Raw genomic sequence first — 16,327 nt, forward strand, 5'->3', positions numbered from 1 at the left:
TACCTTCAAAATCGAATGGATGAGGCAAGATTACTTAGCAACAATTGTTATGAGAAAAACGTTTATAAACGTATCCTTTTGAATTATTATTGGATCTACAGAGAATGAAAATAAGGAATTAGCACAGGAGGTTTTTGCGAAAACGGTTACATAATATATATTGAATGCAACACATATAAGGAGGACAGCTAGCGTACATGAGTTTATATCTGGAGATCCCGGAACTTGACAAACGACTCCCATTTCGAAGCTTTATTCACAAAGGGGATGTGCTCTGTTATCCTCACTGGCATAAGGAAATTGAAATTATTTATGTTACCCAGGGAAGCCTGGATTTGGGGTTGAATGACAATGTAATCCGTCTGAAGCAGGGGGAAGTCCAATTCATTAATGGCGGTGACGTCCACTTTTTTTTGTCATCGCCTGATAGTGAGCGAATTGTTATTCAATTTGATCTGAACCTGTTCCAAGACGTATCCACACTAATTTACGATGATCGATCGCTTCGTGACATTTTTACTCAAATAGAGCAATCTAGCAGGAACTGGCCTCGTGAAACGGCAACCAAGCTTCTTCCTCTTCTGCAAAACATAAGCACAGAAGATTACGAGCGCAAAGAGGGCTATGCATATATGATCAAGGCCAAACTTTATGAAATGTTGACTTTTATTCTAAGAGAAGTACCAAGGGGGAGTGAGAAACATCGACCCCAAATCTCGGAAAATATCCTGACTCCGACCAAAGAAATGCTATTAAAGCTGGAACGAATATTTGAATATGTAGAAAGCCATTACCAGGAATCAATTATACTAAAAGACGTTGCCGACTATATAGGGTTCAGTCCTTATTATTTCACTAAGTTTTTCAAGAAAAATACAGGAATGACCTTTGTAACTTTTCTAAATGAATATCGACTTAATAAAGCGAAATGGATTTTGCTCAATGAAAACTATTCGATTACCGAAATAGCAGAGCAAGCCGGATTCAATAGCGTTAAGACATTTCATCACTTCTTCAAGGAAGCGACGGGGACATCGCCTTTAAAGTATCGCATGACAATATCCGGGAATAAAACAGCAAGAAAATAGGAAGATAGTCTTTTATGAGACTTGTATGATAAGGGTATTAAACAAGTTGAGGTGCTATACATCTTGCATAAATCAAGGTCGCAGCCACTCATCTTTTTTACATAAAGTTTGCTGTGAGAAATCTAACATGTAGGCATATTCAAAAAGGGAAAGGACGATGAAGATGAATAACCGAATTTATAATATAGCAATTGTTGGCTTTGGAGGGATGGGCAGCTATCATTGCCAGTTAATTGAGCCTGTATCACAGATTTCCGTAATTGGGGTATACGATACTGTTGAATATCGAATGGAATTGGGAAAGGAAGCCGGCTATAAAACATACGCAAATCTGGATGCTGTGCTAACAGATGATCTGGTGGATATCGTTTTAATTGCTACGCCTAATGATGTTCACAAAGAAATAGCAATTCAAGCTCTGCAGGCTGGAAAACATGTGATTTGCGAAAAACCGGTTACAATAACCAGCAAGGATTTTAATGATATCGTTAAGGTAGCGAACGAGGAGAAACGTGTGTTTACGGTCCATCAAAATCGTCGCTGGGATGAAGATTTCCGGACTGCCAAGGACATCATCGATAAAAAGAAATTTGGAGAGCTGTTCCATTTGGAATCCCGGGTTCAAGGAGCCAACGGCATCCCTGGCGATTGGCGCCAGCTGAAGGATTACGGTGGAGGTATGCTGCTGGATTGGGGCGTGCATTTGCTGGACCAACTGCTACAGATTACAGATAGTCAAATTGAAAGTGTTGCGGCTAATTTAAGTTATATTTTGGGAACTGAAGTGGATGATGGTTTTACGAGTTATATAACGTTTAAAGATGGCCTGACAGCACTTATTGAAGTGGGAACAACCAATTATGTGAAGTTACCGAGATGGTATCTCAAAGGAACGGAAGGTACAGCAGTGATTAGGGACTGGGATTTAAGTGGAGAGATTATCACTCGAAATCCGGATGTTGCTCATATAGAGCCGAAACCTATCCAAGCGGGACAGGGATTGACCAAAACGATGGCACCGCCGTCCGAACAGTCCACGCTAAAGTTTGCGATAGAAAAGCCGGACTTGGAGGAGCAAAGCTTCTATGAAAATTTTGTCTCTGTACTCGAAGGGAAATCTGAAATTGCAATTAAGAATGATGAAGTTCACAGAGTACTTGTACTGATTGAGACCATTTTTGAGGCAGCAGAGACCAGAAGTGTGATCCATAGAAGTATTTAACACGCTTTCTGTTATTGCTGTAACTACCATAGATGCGTTAAATCGTGTAAGCCGTCATTATGACGGCTTTTTTGTCTGTCTACATTTTCTGTAAGTTTAATCTTTGCGAAAAGAAGCTCCGCTCTATGATGAATCCCAATCGGGGTTTTAATCGTCAAAGTCGCTATTTTAGCGGCTTTTTATTATTTTTCTTACAAATCTATATCCGTCCTTGAGAACAAGAGGTTGATCTGGTCACTCGTTTGAAAAATATCTAAATATTAAATTTACAACAAAATGTGACCAAATGCCGTCCTTGAGAGTGTTAGAGATATAAAGGAGGGCAGAACAACCATGCAGCGATCAATGCCCCAACGGGGAGATCATATGATGAAAGTCTATGAGACTTACGCGGATACGCTGTTCCGGATTGCCATGGTGCACCTCGGCAGGAGAGAGGACGCGGAGGAAGCCACTCAGGATACCTTCATCAAGTTAATGGAAAAAGCCCCTACGTTCAACGATGCAGAACATCAGAAAGCATGGTTGATCCGGGTCATCACCAATCATTGTAAATCCTTATTAGGCAGAGGCTGGCGCAAACGAGAGGTCAAGCTGGAGGGAGCAGATCCCCTTACGACAGACGACCCCGAAGATCAGGCACTGATTGAACTCGTGCTGTCACTGCCCGTCAAGTATAGATCGGTGGTTCATTTGTACTATTACGAAGATTATCCGATCCGGGAAATCGGCGAGATTCTGCAGATCAGCGAGTCTGCAGTGAAGATGCGATTGAAGCGGGGAAGACAGCTGTTAAAACTGGAGCTGGAAGGAGAAGAACCCCAATGAACGAGGAACAATTCAAACGAAATTATAAGAAAGCGGTGGACCATATGAAAACAAATGACCAAATGAAAAAACGGATAGAGCAAACCTTGAACACACAACGTCATGAACAAAAGCGCCGGCGAAAACCTCTATACATTGCAGCGAGCGTTGTCATTGCTGCCAGTGTTGGACTCGCGGCGCCAAGCATATGGCAGCAAGTGAGCGGACCAGCCGCGCCAGCGACGCAGGTGGCACAGGTCACTCCGGGTGCATCATTCGACCCTGTGGTGATTCCGAAGACAGAGCTGCCGGATTCCAAGAATGGCGTGAAAGCCGATATGCTTCAACTGGTGGTTTATCAGGGCAATGTCTATACACAGTCTGCTACATCACTTGATGGTGCGGATGCGCTTGCCCTGCGAGGCGAGAAGCTCGGTACTACGACCGGGGGCATTCATGAGCTGAGTGACAAGGGGGAGTACACGGAGCTGGCCTCCAACATTGGAGAAGCAGACATCTATGCGGTCAACGGCTATGACACGAAATTCCGCATCATGTCCTACACCGAGATCGATGGTCAGGGGTATGCCCAACTGTTTGACCAGAGCAACGGCATCGCTATCGGCAACGGTGAAGACCTGATCGGCAAGCTTCATCTCGAAGGCAACGTCACTTCGGCGCAGTGGGAGACCTTCGCCAGCTGGAACAACGGCTTGCAGCAGCTGCAACCGTTCGCAGCGGACAAATCGCTGAACAGCTTTATCTCAGCGCTATACGCTGCCAAACCGGTAGCGACAAGCCCTGAACTGGAGGAGCGCCTATACGGGCAGGAAGATCGCAAGATCATCTACCTGACGCTCGAAGATAAGACGCAGGTCCAATTAGTCCTATTTGGGGAAGGTCTGGTGCGTTATGGCAATGTACCGGTATTCTTCGAAATCGAGAAAGGCGCCTTCCAAGCGTTCTGGAACAGCATGGGCAAGTAAGGCGAAGCCAGCGATGGATGAACATTTGGATTAGGGAGATGACTTCATGCTGAATCCAAAAATACCGGAGAAGGTCACCTAACTGTTCAGATGAATTAAGATCGTAAAAGCCCACGTATTGCTCAATTTGGAGCAGTACGTGGGCTTTGGGTTATTTAAATAATCATGGAGATTAAGTTTGATAGCTATCTTTTATAAACTGAATAAAGTGTGCAGTAGCTGAACTGAATATTTTATTCTTTTTCCATGCGAGTACATGGCTAGTGGTTCGTTCAGGTTCAAATGGAACAAAACAAGTACGACTACTTTCCCGGATCGTATAAGATCCACTCACACAAATGGCATATCCAAGTTTCCGTTCTACCAACAGCATAGCATTCGTCAGTAAATTATGTGATGCAAAAATTGACAGGCTATCATTCTCAACTCCAAGCCAGCTTGCAATCTCATTTTGTACAATTGTACGTCGGGGTGGAATTAAGGGTAAAGCAAGAATATCTTCAATACCAATAGATTTTTTCTGAGCAAGAGGATCATCACGTCTCATCAGAATCCCCCACTTTTCCTCATAGGGTAATCGAATATATTCATATTTTGCAGCTTCAATTGGTTCCAAAAATATACCGATATCGATATTTCCTCGATCAAGTTTCTCTCTAATGTCATCTCCATCTGCGCTGTACAATTCATATTGTACCCTAGGGTGCCGATTGGAGAATTCCTCTAGTAATTCTGGCAACGCTCTAGAAACGGTGGACTCAACACATCCAATAGAAACAACCCCACCAATCAAATCTTTTTGTTCTACCAGATCTCTTTCTGTCTTATCTAGAAGGGAAATAATTTCTTTTACTCGTTGTTGAAAAAGTAACCCGCTATCAGTCAGCGTAATTTGCCTCTTGCCCCGTATAAACAAACGAGTACCCAGCTCTTCTTCAAGATCCATAAGCTGTCTGCTTAGTGTTGGTTGTGTAATGTGAAGGATTTCTGCTGCTTTTGTTATATTGCCTACGTTAGACACAGTTAAAAAATACTTCAAAACACGAATATCCATTCTAATCATCCTTCCATAAGTCCACTAATGGATAACTTACAGATAATTATACGATACACATTAGGCATGATAAAAAATTCATCATAGGTATTAGAAATCTTTCGCTTTGGAAATTACCATAGGAGTAGATACTCTTATACAAATTTATGAGACTGATAAAAAATACGGTTAAGAAAGGAAACGATGATGAAGAAAAGAATTTTGGGAATCAACGGTTTGGAAACCTCTGAAGTTGGATTTGGATGTATGGGGCTGAACTACCATCGGGGACCGGCAAAAGACCGGGGTGAAATGATTTCCGTTGTACGCTCAGCTATTGATGCTGGCATCACGATGTTTGATACAGCGGAGGTTTATGGGCCATACACCAATGAGGAGCTTGTTGGTGAGGCGCTAACAGGTCATCGGCATAAGGTACAAATTGCAACGAAAGGAGGCCATAAGATTGCTAGCACAACAAATGAACTGGACAGCCGACCAGAATCCATTATTCGTTCAGTTGAAGGATCATTAAAAAGATTAAAAACGGATTATATCGATTTATACTACATCCACCGTGTTGATCCAAAGGTTCCAATTGAAGATGTGGCGTTGACGATGCAAAAACTAAAAAAAGAAGGTAAGATTCTTCACTGGGGGTTGTCAGAGGCGAGCGCTGCAACGATTCGTCGTGCGCATACCGTTGAACCACTAACGGCAGTGGAAAGTGAATACTCGATTTGGTGGCGAGAGTTGGAAACAGATATTTTTCCTGTACTCGATGAGTTGGGGATCGGTTTGGTAGCCTATAGTCCCCTGGGTCGTGGATTTCTTACCGGAAAATTAGACAAGAATGCTTCATTCACAGAGAATGACAATAGGGGCGAGCTTCCGCGATTTACAAAGGAAGCGATGGAAGCAAATCAGGTGGTTGTTCAGTATCTGAGTAAGCTGGCTGAGAAGAAAAATGTAACCACAGCGCAAATTACGCTAGCATGGATTCTTGCTCAGAAACCCTCTATTGTGCCTATCCCAGGGACAACAAATGTCAGTAGAATCACAGAAAATGTTGCAGCAACCGAGATCGTCTTCACCGTGCAAGAATTGATGACAATTAATGATGAGATTAGCAAGATCCAAATTGTTGGTGACCGCTATCCCGAATCCGAGAAGAAAAAGACAGGCAATTAAAAGGTAAACACCTCACCTTGAATATTCAAGGTGAGGTGTTTTGGTCATAAAGGCGTCCATTGTCATTCCAATTACCATACATTTTATTTTGTTTGGTGTTTGTTATAAATTTATCTAATCTTTTGTTAAATAACTCAGGTTGATTTTTATAGCTTTGGATGGTGTCGATTCGAATTCTTTTATAAAGATCTGGGAATGCCGCAAAATTCTGATACACATCCGTGTCCTCTTTTAACCTCTGCTCAATAATAGGGTCAATTTTAAATGATTCGTAACTGAGATCAGGGAGAGCCTTTCGACCTTCATCTGTCATTAATCCCAACGATTCAAGGCGACGGGCTCGTTCTTTATTCAATTCAGTCCACGAACTTTTTTTACTTCTCGGAGATAGTCTTTGAGCTAATTGAGTCAGGGAAATTTTCTTTTTTTGTCCATCAATCCATCCAAAACACAAAGCTTCTTCAACAGCATCCAGATACAACAGTGTACCTGGTGTTGATTTCATACTCACAACGATCCAGCAAGAATTTTCAGTCAGGTAATGTTCTTGAAACCAAGATCTCAATTCGCTTTTTGACTTTGCTGGAAGCAGTTCATTAAGTAGCATTAGAAATTACGCTATCCAGGAATGTGTAAGCGTCGCTATTAAACTTCCAAACGATACCAAATTTATCAACCAACATTCCGAAGCAGGAAGACCAAGGCATCTCTGATAATGGCATGATCACATAGCCGCCTTCAGACAAATTAGTAAAGTAGTTTTTCATTGCCTGTTTATCATCAATAATGATACTAATGATTATATTGTTGCCTTTAACCAGCTCACCCGTTACATTCTTCATCGAAGGAAGAAGATCCGACATCATTATTTTCCCACCAGCGAATTCTAACGATGACTCCATAATCATATTTAACTCATTTTCTGGTAAAGGATAGTTTGGATCTTGTGGAAAATCCTTGAATTTCACTTTTTTTACCTCACTTGCGTTTAAAGCTTCTGAATAAAACGCGATGGCTTGCTCAGTGTTCCCATCAAAATTTAAATATGCAATAACTGACATGATAAAACCTCCTTCTTGTAATACATGAAGTGTAAGCTATAATAGGTGACAGCTAGATTGTCACCTATTAGTGCTACGTTCAAAATTTATTTACCTAAAGAGGACTATCATGAACAAAATTGAAAGATTAATATCGATCATAATGATCTTGTTGCAAAAGAATGTGGTATCAGCCACCGAATTTGCGAAATTATTCAATGTGTCCAAAAGGACGATTCTACGTGATATGGAAACACTCGGATTATCTAACATTCCCATTTATGCTATAAATGGAGTGAACGGTGGATACGGGATTATGGATGAATACAAAATAGACAAACGACTTTTAAGTAGCAAAGATTTAGAAAATATACTAACTGCACTGGGTGGATTGGGAAAAATTCTCTTTAGTGACGAAATAGAATCAACGCTTAAAAAGATTGAATCGATGATAGGTTCAACGATTTCAGGAGGTACAATTCAACTGTCTTTTTATAATTGGGATGGTCGTCCTGAAATTGTCCAAATCTTAAAGACCTGCCAGGAAGCAATAGAGCAAGGAAGGTTACTTACATTCGATTATATAGATCAAAGTGGAGTCAAGTCGCAGAGACGGGTCGAGCCATACCAGCTTCGTTTTAGTGAAATGAGTTGGTATTTGAAGGGGTTTTGTTTAGATCGAATGGAATATCGAACTTTTAAATTGTCCAGAACGGATAATCTGAATATCGATATTAAAACATTTGTTGCTAGAGATTATATGACTGAACAGAAAACAGAGCAATATTATCAACCGAAACTAATTACAATTAAAGTATTGATCTCACATCGAATAAAAGATCAATTTATTGAAAGGTACGGTCACAAAAGGATTGAAGCTTACAATTCTGAACTCCTTATAGCCGAAATAGATATGCCACAAAACCACTTTGGATTTCGGTTTTTAGCTAGTTTCGGGACGGATTTGGAAATCATAGAACCTAAAGCATATGTTGAAGAGTTTCGAGAGTTTCTAAATGCTATGTTAAATAAATATTCCTAAGAGCTCATTCTTATTTATGTTGAGTGTTTCTGTTTTGTATAGGGTTGTTTCTTTTTATGAAAAGAAGGAGGTACTTAGTTATGGAAAAAGCGATCTACTTAATTACAGGCGTAATGGCTTCTGGTAAGTCAACAGTGTCGGAGCTGCTGGCTTCCAAGCTGGGAAAAGCCGTGCATCTGCGTGGTGATATATTCCGTCGCATGATTGTATCCGGCCGCGAAGACATGTCCGCTGAACCGTCGGATGAAGCAGTCCGTCAATTATATTTGCGTTATCAGTTAGCCGCAAATGCCGCAAAAACCTATTATGAGAATGGTTTTTCTGTAGTTTTGCAGGATAATTACTATGGTGCGGAATTAGTCTATATGATGGAGCAGTTAAAGGATTATCCGGTTCAGTTAGTTGTGCTGTGTCCTAAGGTAGAGGTGGTAAAAGAGCGTGAAAAGTCAAGAGGAAAGGTAGGGTACACTGGCTTTACGGTAGAGAATTTGTATTCAGACTTTTTGAAGGAAACGCCTCAAATGGGATTTTGGCTGGACAGTTCGGAGCAGTCACCTGAGCAATCAGTGAATGATATATTACAGCATTATAGATGAAAAACAATGACTAATTTCAAGTCGCAAAAAGTCACAGAATGCTCCGAATGTGTAGTTTTTCAAACTTTGTACAATGCGTAATGATCATTAAAATATGCAATAATAAAGTCCCGGAAATTTTGGGCCGAAGAAGTCAAATGTCTATCCTTCACCCAAGATAGTCCCACTGGATAGGTAGGATTAATATCCACAATTCTGACGTAAATCAAATCCAATTTTCTACAGACCGAAATTGGGAGCAGCGCGATACCCTGATTAACCTTAATAATTTCTGCCAGTAAATGAGAATCAACCTCGAATATATTCTTGGGAGTGAATCCTGCTTTTTTGCAAAGCTCGGTTGTAAAAAAGCTATATTCCTCATTATTAGCAAGGGAAATAAAAGATTCATCAGCCACTTTGCTTAGCGAAATTTCAGATTTTGTCGCAAACTTGTGAGTGGATGGTAAAACTAGCACGATATCTTCATTAATAAGGACACAACTTTCAATCTCATCGTCCGCTATAGGTGGACCTGCGATCCCCAAATCAATATCCCCTTTTTTTAAGCTTGCAAGGATGTCATTTCTAGCTCCGAGTCCTTGTTGTATATTGGTATCCGGCCACTGGGTAATGTACCTGCTGATCAATCCAGATAGGAATCTAGGATTTGAAATCGATATTTTGACGGTATGGTCAATTGCCATATCCTTCGTCTGTATTTCCATTCTTGCATTTTCAATTTCGGTGAAGATCCTGTTGACATGGTTCAAGAGGATTTTTCCGGAAGCATTCAATTGAATATTTCTTCCTTTCCGATCAAATAAGGTTGTACCCAACTCATCCTCAAGTCTCTTTATCGTCAGGCTTAAAGAAGGCTGAGCAATATTTAATTGTTCGGCAGCCTTAGAAATATGTTCTGTATAAGCGACGGTCTGAAAATATTTCAACTGAAGCAGCTCCACTATAGTGCACCTCCTATATTTATTATAATAAATGAGTTTATATATTATCATGTATTAGATTAAATGTAAATTGAGATGTAAAATGGGTTTTGTAATCATCATTTCGATAGAGAAATCAGACAACAGAATGAAGAAATTAGAGATCGGAAGGTGTCGTTCAGATGAGAAAGGAAGAAGTGGTTAAGCAATTTACAACTCCGCTAGATGCAGGGGCATTTCCTTTGGGGCCATATCGTTTTTATAATCGCGAATATCTGAACATTTTATATAGGACTGATCTGGAAAGCATAAGAAAAATCGTTCCGGAGCCATTGGAGGTTACCTCTCCGCTTGTAAGGTTTGAGATTATGAAAATGCCGGATGTAACAGGCCTTGGTTCCTATACAGAGTGTGGTCAGGTGATACCTGTGAGCTTTGAAGGGGAGGAAGGAGATTATCTCCACGCCATGTACGTAGACAGTTTTCCTGCAATCGCATCAGGCAGGGAGATAGGTGCCTATCCTAAAAAAATGGGCAAACCCAGTTTGTATGTAGATTCCGACACATTGGTTGGACTTATGGATTATGGCTCTTTGAGAGTGGCTACCGCGACCATGGGATATAAGCATTTTCCACTTGATCATTCGGAGGCGCTACAAGAGATTGTTAAACCAAATTATATGCTGAAAAAGATGCCTGGTTATGACGGATATCCAAGAATCTGTGAATTGGTCCGGAGCCAAATTACGGATATTAAAATACAAGGTGCCTGGTCAGGCCCTGCAAGACTGGAGCTATTCGCTCATGCTCTTGCGCCGATGGCAGATTTGCCTGTAATTGAGGTTGTTTCGGCTTCCCATATCATCACAGAGCTTTCACTGCCTTCTCCAACAGTTATATATGATTATTTAGCTGATGAAAAATAAACGTCATTAAAAGCAATCAAAAAGAAAAGGTAGGGGAATTCATATGAGAATTGCAATTTTAGGAGCAGGTTCCTTAGGAACCATTGCTGGTGCATATATTGCTGCCGGCGGACAAGATGTAGAGTTGATCGATGTCTATCAAGCACATGTGGACGCATTAAACCAGACAGGGGCCCAAATTACTGGCACTACGGATTTTCAGGCAAAGGTGAAGGCCATTACTCCTGACGACATGTCAGGAACTTATGATCTAGTCTTGCTTCTAACTAAACAGCTATATAACGAGTCCGTACTAAAAGACCTGTTGCCGTATTTAGATGACCAAAGTGTTGTGCTTTCCTTGCAAAACGGTATCCCTGAAGAAAAGGTGGCTTCCATTGTTGGCCGAGAACGGGTCATTGCCGGATCTGTTGAATTTGGTGCTACGTTTATTGAACCGGGAGTATCAAGACTTACAACAGAGTTCAATCGCTTTAAGCAGTACGCTTTTCAAATTGGCGAATTAAATGGTGAAACAACCGAAAGAATTCAACAGATCAAATCTATACTAGACCTTGTGGGTGGAACACATATTTCCGATAACCTGGTTGGCACGAAGTGGTCTAAATTGCTTATTAACAATGCATTTAGCGGCCTATCTGCAGCACTAAACGTGGAGTATGGCGTTGTGCTTGATCATGATATTAGTATTGTAAGTGCCGTCCGTATTGCCGATGAAACAATCAAAGTTGGACACGCAAATGGTGTGAAATTTGCCACGATGGGTGGCTTTGATATTGAATCTTTGGAAATACAACGTGATAAGGATATCCCGGAACGAATTGAAACACTTCGGATTCTCATGGAGTCCTCCAGACTGTTAAAAGCAAGCATGTTACAGGATCTCGAAAAGCAACGGCAGACCGAAATTGATTATATTAATGGAGTAGTTCCACGGTCAGCTTCAGGCAAACAAATCTCAACACCTTATAATGATATGGTTGTAAAATTAGTTAAACAAGCTGAAGAATCTCAAACCGTGCCTGATTTCGAGACTAATATTAAGTTCTTTGAAGAGCTTAATAATAACAGATGATATAAGCGATTTGTAGATCGCCAGAAAACGTGTTGAGGAGATAATTCCTCAATGCGTTTTTTTATCGCTAAACGTTTCCTTAAAGCTTAGGGCAATTGGGATAATGTCCCATAGTAGATCTCAGTAGAAACAGCAGATAATAAAAAGCAAGATCAAGTTCAAAATTATTTGGGTTTAACTATCCACTACTACTTATGGGCAAAATAAGCTTAATTTCTCTTGTACACCTGCTAAAATTTCTTCTGGCATCTCCTTAACCTGGATATCTCCACCCAAGAAAAGCAACCAATTGGTTATTTCGGTTAATTCTTCTGCATGATGAACGTTGATAAACGTCTTTATAACGGCTGTAGTTTGGTAAGGGTTCGTATAAGAAAGTGAAAGCTTTAAAGGGTGATATTTCTTGAACTGTGCAATCGCCTTTGGACCTAGTTCAAGGACAAGGTTGATCATTTCTTCCTGCTTACTTAATTTTTCTAAAATTTTTTTCTTACTTACCTTTTTCTTCGTAGGAAAGGGTTCTATATGGGTGAGATTGTCGACAGATAAAATCCGCCGCTTTTCTTCCTCTAAGTCGAAGGCCTCAATGATCCATAGGCTTTTCTCACGATAAAGGTGCAGGAGATATATGGGATACGACTTTATTTCCCTTTCTTCCTGGACGGTAACCAACAAAGAGCTTTCTATTAGAAGAAGCTGGATGAGTTTTTCCAACATAGGGTGGGGCAGGTCTGACAGATCAAGCAAGTCGGGATTATGGGGGTTTGTCCCTTCAAAAAGCAATATTTGATTTAAAAGAACAAGGTCATCTTGCTGATTTTTGGAGATGAGGCCCAGTAACTTTTCGGTTAAAGACTGACGGCTCTTTAGATAAGGGAGTTGTTGATTTCGGGTTGCCATAAAGGCGAGGAAAAGAGCTTTAATTTCATTATCCGTAAAGCGGACCGTAGGCAAGACAGAGTTGTTCATGACAAAATAACCCCCATCTCTCCCAACTTCAGCGACAAGTGGCATGCCCATAGCTTCAATTTCTCGGATATCTCGAATAGCAGTCGAACGAGAGATGTTAAATTCCCGCATGATTTCAGAAATGGTAAAGTGAGCACGGTTGTTAATATACCTCATGATGATATTAATCCGTTCAACTTTTTTCATCGGGTCCTCCTAAACAGTATCATAATTTGACATGATTTAAGGTTATTATAAACCCATCAAGTGAAAAGACAAATGCATTGATAAATTTAAAGAGGATGGTGTTACGAATGAGTAATTATAATTTTGAAGAAAAGACAGCTTTATCGTTTTGGGTATTGGAACGGAGCTTAAGAGCAACTACACAGACTATGCTGGTATTAACAAAGAAAAGGCTGATTTTTGGTCGGCTGTGAAAGAAGATGGAAGTCTGGACTCTTTAAAAGCAATAGCGACAAATGACTATATTTTTGCTGTGAACGAAGCGGTGAATAACAAGATGATGCATTATGCTGGCGTCATGACAGAAGAAACACTGCCAGAAGCAACCAGAGTGATCCAATTCCCTAAAGGTGAGTACCTAGTCGTTAAAGGGGAAGGGGCAACATCTGATGAGTTAAGTAATAACCTTACTGGCGTTGCTTTTGGTCAAGTCCTTCCAACGGAAACGAATTATGCTTATGTCGGTGGGCCAAATACTACGGTTGAGATGGGACAACGAAACGGCTTGTTATTTGGTGAAATATGGATTCCTGTTATTAAGAAATAAACTTGAAGGAGAGATCGGAATGTCGTATATCGTTGATTTTAAAAATGTGTCTACGGTCGGATTAGAGTCTTCACCAGTAGCAGCAGCACTTGCAGGTTTACGTGCGAATGAAGCCCGTTATTTTATGAACAAATATAAGCATGAATTTACGGTTGTTCCTGCTAGCGAAAGTCAGGACACCCTTGACTATGTAACACGAATTTTGAAGGAAGAACGTGATATTGAGTTTGCAGCCAAGCCCTTGGAAACATCCGCTTTTCAAGTAGAAAACATTCGATTTTCCTACGTCTTTTATGAAGATGGTCTTGGACTCAATGTCATGTATACGGTGGATGACCCTAAGAAGCGGGCCGTGGGTTTTAAGCTTTCTGAGGGGATGGAAGTTCCAGCGGAGTTGGAAGGCAAGTTTAAGTTTGCCAGACAGAAATCTAAGTTAGCTGGAACGATTCGGGGTTCATTTTTTGTAATCAAGAGAGAGTATTGAAGTGGGCAAAAGCGTAAGTGGAGGAAACAGAGCATAGCCCCATTGAAAGTCGCTGTAATAGCGGCTTTTTTTGTTTTATCGGTACAGCTAGCTTTGGAGAATTTCTTTCTTAGTTTCATCTAAAAAAGCAGATAGTGCCGGTGTAATGAGGGTGTCTTTTCGTTTAACGAACATGGTTGTTACTGAAGAATACTTCTCCGGTAAGGAGTGGCAGGTTACCTTGTCACGTACTTCATAATCCGAAATGATGGAATAAGGCAGTAAAGTGATACCCATACCTGCGCTAACACAAGCAATTATCGTTTCGAGGGTTCCAAATTCCATTAATTTCACAGGCAATAATCCTTCTTCTTGTAAGAGAGTGTTAAGCTTGGCTCGGTATGAACATCCTTTGGGAAAAACCAGCATCGTATGATTTTGTAACTCATGAATCGATTGTATCCGGGGATGCTTGGGTGAAGTAACAAGAACAAGCCTCTCTTCAATGACTTTATCTTGCGTGAGATCTGGGTGTTCTATCGGACCGGAAACAAAAGCTCCATGCAGTTCATAATGCAGGACTCCATGAAGCAGCCTTTCTGTTGGCCCTGTAACTAAAGAAAAATCTACATTCGGATATTTCAAATGATATTGCGCGAAAACGGAAGGCAGCCGAACCGCTGCAGTTGTTTCCATAGAACCGATAATGAGAGGACCTGAAGGAATGGAGCTGCTTCCTACTGCGGCTTTGGCTTCGTTAATGGTATTTAGTATCTTTTCGGCATAACCTACTAAAACTTGTCCAGAAGGAGTAAGTGTAACTCCCTTTTTGTGGCGATAGAATAAGACGGTTTGAAGATCGGCCTCTAACTGTTGAATTTTGTGTGTAACATTGGATTGAGCATAATTTAGGCTTTTAGCTGTTTTGGAAATACTCCCTTCATGAGCGGTTTGAATGAAAATCTCCAGCAAGTGAATATCCAAGTTGACCCTCCTTTAGAAAACAATCTATCTGAAATCATGATATATAACATCTGATTTACGGATTATACAAGATGGATAAACTCGATGTAAACTATAAAGAATGGAATCCGAATTGATGAGGAGGGAACCTCGATGTCTATTCAATTAAACAGTAAGTTCTGTGAAAGCTTCAATATTCGTTATCCAATCGTTCTTGCGGGGATGGCGGGTATTGCAAACATGGCACCCCTGGTCGCTGCGGTTTCTAATGCAGGTGGGTTAGGGACGTTAGGCGCTGCCTATATGAGTCCTGAGGAACTAAGAGGCGCGATACACGAGGTTAAAAAATGGACGCAAGCACCGTTTGCCATAAATATTTTTGCTCATGTTGGACCGGATCACTATACGAATTTTGAGGCGGTAAACGAAGAGTTGACCCCAATTCGAGAATCCTTGGGTGTGAAGCAGCGTGCTCAAGATGAAATACGTACACCCAATCATTTTGAAGAACAGTTTGCCATCTTGCTGGACGAAAAAGTTCCGATTATTAGTACAACGTTTGGATTATTTTCCGAGCATCATATGCAGAAGGCAAAATCGTTAGGGATCAAAATTATGAGTAAGGTCACCACGGTAGAGGAAGCTATTCAAGCGGAGAAGCGCGGATGTGATGTCATCGTTGCACAAGGTAGTGAAGCAGGAGGGCATCGAGGAACTTTTGATGTATCATCTCAGCCTAGTGGAGCAAATATCGGAACCATGGCACTAGTCCCACAAATTGTAGATCACGTTCATATTCCAGTCATTGCTGCCGGCGGAATTATGGATGGCAGAGGACTGGTGGCTTCACTCGCTTTAGGAGCTCAAGGTGTACAAATGGGAACTCGTTTCTTAACATCAGTTGAGTCTGGCGCACATGAGGTATATAAACGTGCATTGCTTGATAGCACAGAGGAAAGCACCGTAATTACAAATGCCTTTTCTGGCCGGCCGGCGCGTGGCATCAAGAACGACTTTATACAACATTGGGAAGCATCCAGTATTAAGCCGCTAACCTTTCCTACCCAAAATACATTAACTCGCGAGATTAGAAATGCTTCAGCTAAGCAAAATAATCCCGAGTATATGGCCCTTTGGGCAGGTCAGGGAACGAGAATGTTAACAGATAACCAATCTGCAGGCGATATCATCAATCAAATTGTAGAAGAAGCCAGAAATATAATTTAGTTGG

17 protein-coding genes and 1 pseudogene are annotated in these 16,327 nt (G+C 41.0%); 12 read left to right on the plus strand and 6 right to left on the minus strand.

Annotated elements, in window-relative coordinates:
- Positions 1-197: 197 nt before the first annotated feature.
- From MHB84_RS25895 to MHB84_RS25910, 4 genes are all read left to right on the plus strand, one after another.
- Positions 198-1,088 carry an AraC family transcriptional regulator gene (locus MHB84_RS25895; RefSeq protein ID WP_076289253.1) on the plus strand — a complete coding sequence of 297 codons (891 nt, stop codon included), beginning with the start codon at positions 198-200 and terminating at the stop codon, positions 1,086-1,088.
- 157 nt (positions 1,089-1,245) lie between these two features.
- Entirely contained in the window at positions 1,246-2,310 is a 1,065-nt protein-coding gene (locus MHB84_RS25900) for a Gfo/Idh/MocA family protein (protein WP_076289254.1), read from the plus strand.
- A gap of 333 nt (positions 2,311-2,643) precedes the next feature.
- A complete protein-coding gene (locus MHB84_RS25905; protein WP_076289255.1) occupies positions 2,644-3,138 on the plus strand; it encodes an RNA polymerase sigma factor in 495 nt (164 codons plus the stop codon).
- Positions 3,135-4,103: a hypothetical protein gene (locus MHB84_RS25910; RefSeq protein ID WP_076289256.1), complete on the plus strand. Its 969-nt coding sequence runs from the start codon at positions 3,135-3,137 to the stop codon at positions 4,101-4,103. The genes MHB84_RS25905 and MHB84_RS25910 overlap by 4 nt, the downstream gene beginning before the upstream one ends.
- Before the next feature lie 172 nt (positions 4,104-4,275).
- Here the strand turns inward: MHB84_RS25910 and MHB84_RS25915 are convergent, their stop codons facing one another.
- Entirely contained in the window at positions 4,276-5,157 is an 882-nt protein-coding gene (locus tag MHB84_RS25915) for a LysR family transcriptional regulator (RefSeq protein WP_076289257.1), read from the minus strand.
- Positions 5,158-5,343: 186 nt separating this feature from the next.
- Between MHB84_RS25915 and MHB84_RS25920 the strand changes: the two genes are divergently transcribed.
- Entirely contained in the window at positions 5,344-6,327 is a 984-nt protein-coding gene (locus tag MHB84_RS25920; protein ID WP_076289258.1) for an aldo/keto reductase, read from the plus strand.
- Between the two features lie 25 nt (positions 6,328-6,352).
- Here the strand turns inward: MHB84_RS25920 and MHB84_RS25925 are convergent, their stop codons facing one another.
- Together MHB84_RS25925 and MHB84_RS25930 are read right to left on the minus strand one after the other, a co-directional pair.
- Entirely contained in the window at positions 6,353-6,934 is a 582-nt protein-coding gene (locus tag MHB84_RS25925; RefSeq protein WP_076289259.1) for a YdeI/OmpD-associated family protein, read from the minus strand.
- A complete protein-coding gene (locus MHB84_RS25930; RefSeq protein WP_076289260.1) occupies positions 6,924-7,388 on the minus strand; it encodes a VOC family protein in 465 nt (154 codons plus the stop codon). The genes MHB84_RS25925 and MHB84_RS25930 overlap by 11 nt, the downstream gene beginning before the upstream one ends.
- Before the next feature lie 109 nt (positions 7,389-7,497).
- Here MHB84_RS25930 and MHB84_RS25935 point away from each other — a divergent pair, with 109 nt between their 5' ends.
- Both MHB84_RS25935 and MHB84_RS25940 read left to right on the plus strand, forming a co-directional pair.
- Positions 7,498-8,409 carry a helix-turn-helix transcriptional regulator gene (locus MHB84_RS25935; RefSeq protein WP_076289261.1) on the plus strand — a complete coding sequence of 304 codons (912 nt, stop codon included), beginning with the start codon at positions 7,498-7,500 and terminating at the stop codon, positions 8,407-8,409.
- A gap of 80 nt (positions 8,410-8,489) precedes the next feature.
- A complete protein-coding gene (locus MHB84_RS25940; protein WP_076289262.1) occupies positions 8,490-9,005 on the plus strand; it encodes an AAA family ATPase in 516 nt (171 codons plus the stop codon).
- A gap of 59 nt (positions 9,006-9,064) precedes the next feature.
- Here MHB84_RS25940 and MHB84_RS25945 read toward each other — a convergent pair whose 3' ends face one another.
- Positions 9,065-9,949, minus strand: coding sequence for a LysR family transcriptional regulator (locus tag MHB84_RS25945; RefSeq protein WP_076289263.1), 885 nt, complete (start codon positions 9,947-9,949; stop codon positions 9,065-9,067).
- A 161-nt stretch (positions 9,950-10,110) separates the two neighbouring features.
- On the opposite strand from MHB84_RS25945, the gene MHB84_RS25950 reads away from it, so the two are divergent.
- Both MHB84_RS25950 and MHB84_RS25955 read left to right on the plus strand, forming a co-directional pair.
- On the plus strand, positions 10,111-10,854 hold the full coding sequence (locus MHB84_RS25950; RefSeq protein ID WP_076289264.1) for an acetoacetate decarboxylase: 744 nt from the start codon (positions 10,111-10,113) through the stop codon (positions 10,852-10,854).
- Positions 10,855-10,897: 43 nt separating this feature from the next.
- Positions 10,898-11,929 carry a ketopantoate reductase family protein gene (locus tag MHB84_RS25955; protein ID WP_076289265.1) on the plus strand — a complete coding sequence of 344 codons (1,032 nt, stop codon included), beginning with the start codon at positions 10,898-10,900 and terminating at the stop codon, positions 11,927-11,929.
- Positions 11,930-12,121: 192 nt separating this feature from the next.
- Here the strand turns inward: MHB84_RS25955 and MHB84_RS25960 are convergent, their stop codons facing one another.
- Positions 12,122-13,084: a helix-turn-helix transcriptional regulator gene (locus MHB84_RS25960; RefSeq protein WP_076289266.1), complete on the minus strand. Its 963-nt coding sequence runs from the start codon at positions 13,082-13,084 to the stop codon at positions 12,122-12,124.
- 107 nt (positions 13,085-13,191) lie between these two features.
- On the opposite strand from MHB84_RS25960, the pseudogene MHB84_RS25965 reads away from it, so the two are divergent.
- Together MHB84_RS25965 and MHB84_RS25970 are read left to right on the plus strand one after the other, a co-directional pair.
- Positions 13,192-13,670: pseudogene (locus MHB84_RS25965) on the plus strand (GyrI-like domain-containing protein).
- Positions 13,671-13,689: 19 nt separating this feature from the next.
- Positions 13,690-14,154, plus strand: coding sequence for a hypothetical protein (locus tag MHB84_RS25970; RefSeq protein WP_064637420.1), 465 nt, complete (start codon positions 13,690-13,692; stop codon positions 14,152-14,154).
- Positions 14,155-14,241: 87 nt separating this feature from the next.
- Here the strand turns inward: MHB84_RS25970 and MHB84_RS25975 are convergent, their stop codons facing one another.
- Complete coding sequence (locus MHB84_RS25975; RefSeq protein WP_076289267.1) at positions 14,242-15,117, minus strand: LysR family transcriptional regulator; 876 nt, start codon at positions 15,115-15,117, stop codon at positions 14,242-14,244.
- Between the two features lie 132 nt (positions 15,118-15,249).
- Between MHB84_RS25975 and MHB84_RS25980 the strand changes: the two genes are divergently transcribed.
- Entirely contained in the window at positions 15,250-16,323 is a 1,074-nt protein-coding gene (locus tag MHB84_RS25980; protein ID WP_076289268.1) for an NAD(P)H-dependent flavin oxidoreductase, read from the plus strand.
- The last annotated feature ends 4 nt before the right edge of the window (positions 16,324-16,327 follow it).

It is taken from the genome of Paenibacillus sp. FSL F4-0087 (assembly GCF_038020215.1).
GTDB lineage: Bacteria > Bacillota > Bacilli > Paenibacillales > Paenibacillaceae > Paenibacillus > Paenibacillus taichungensis.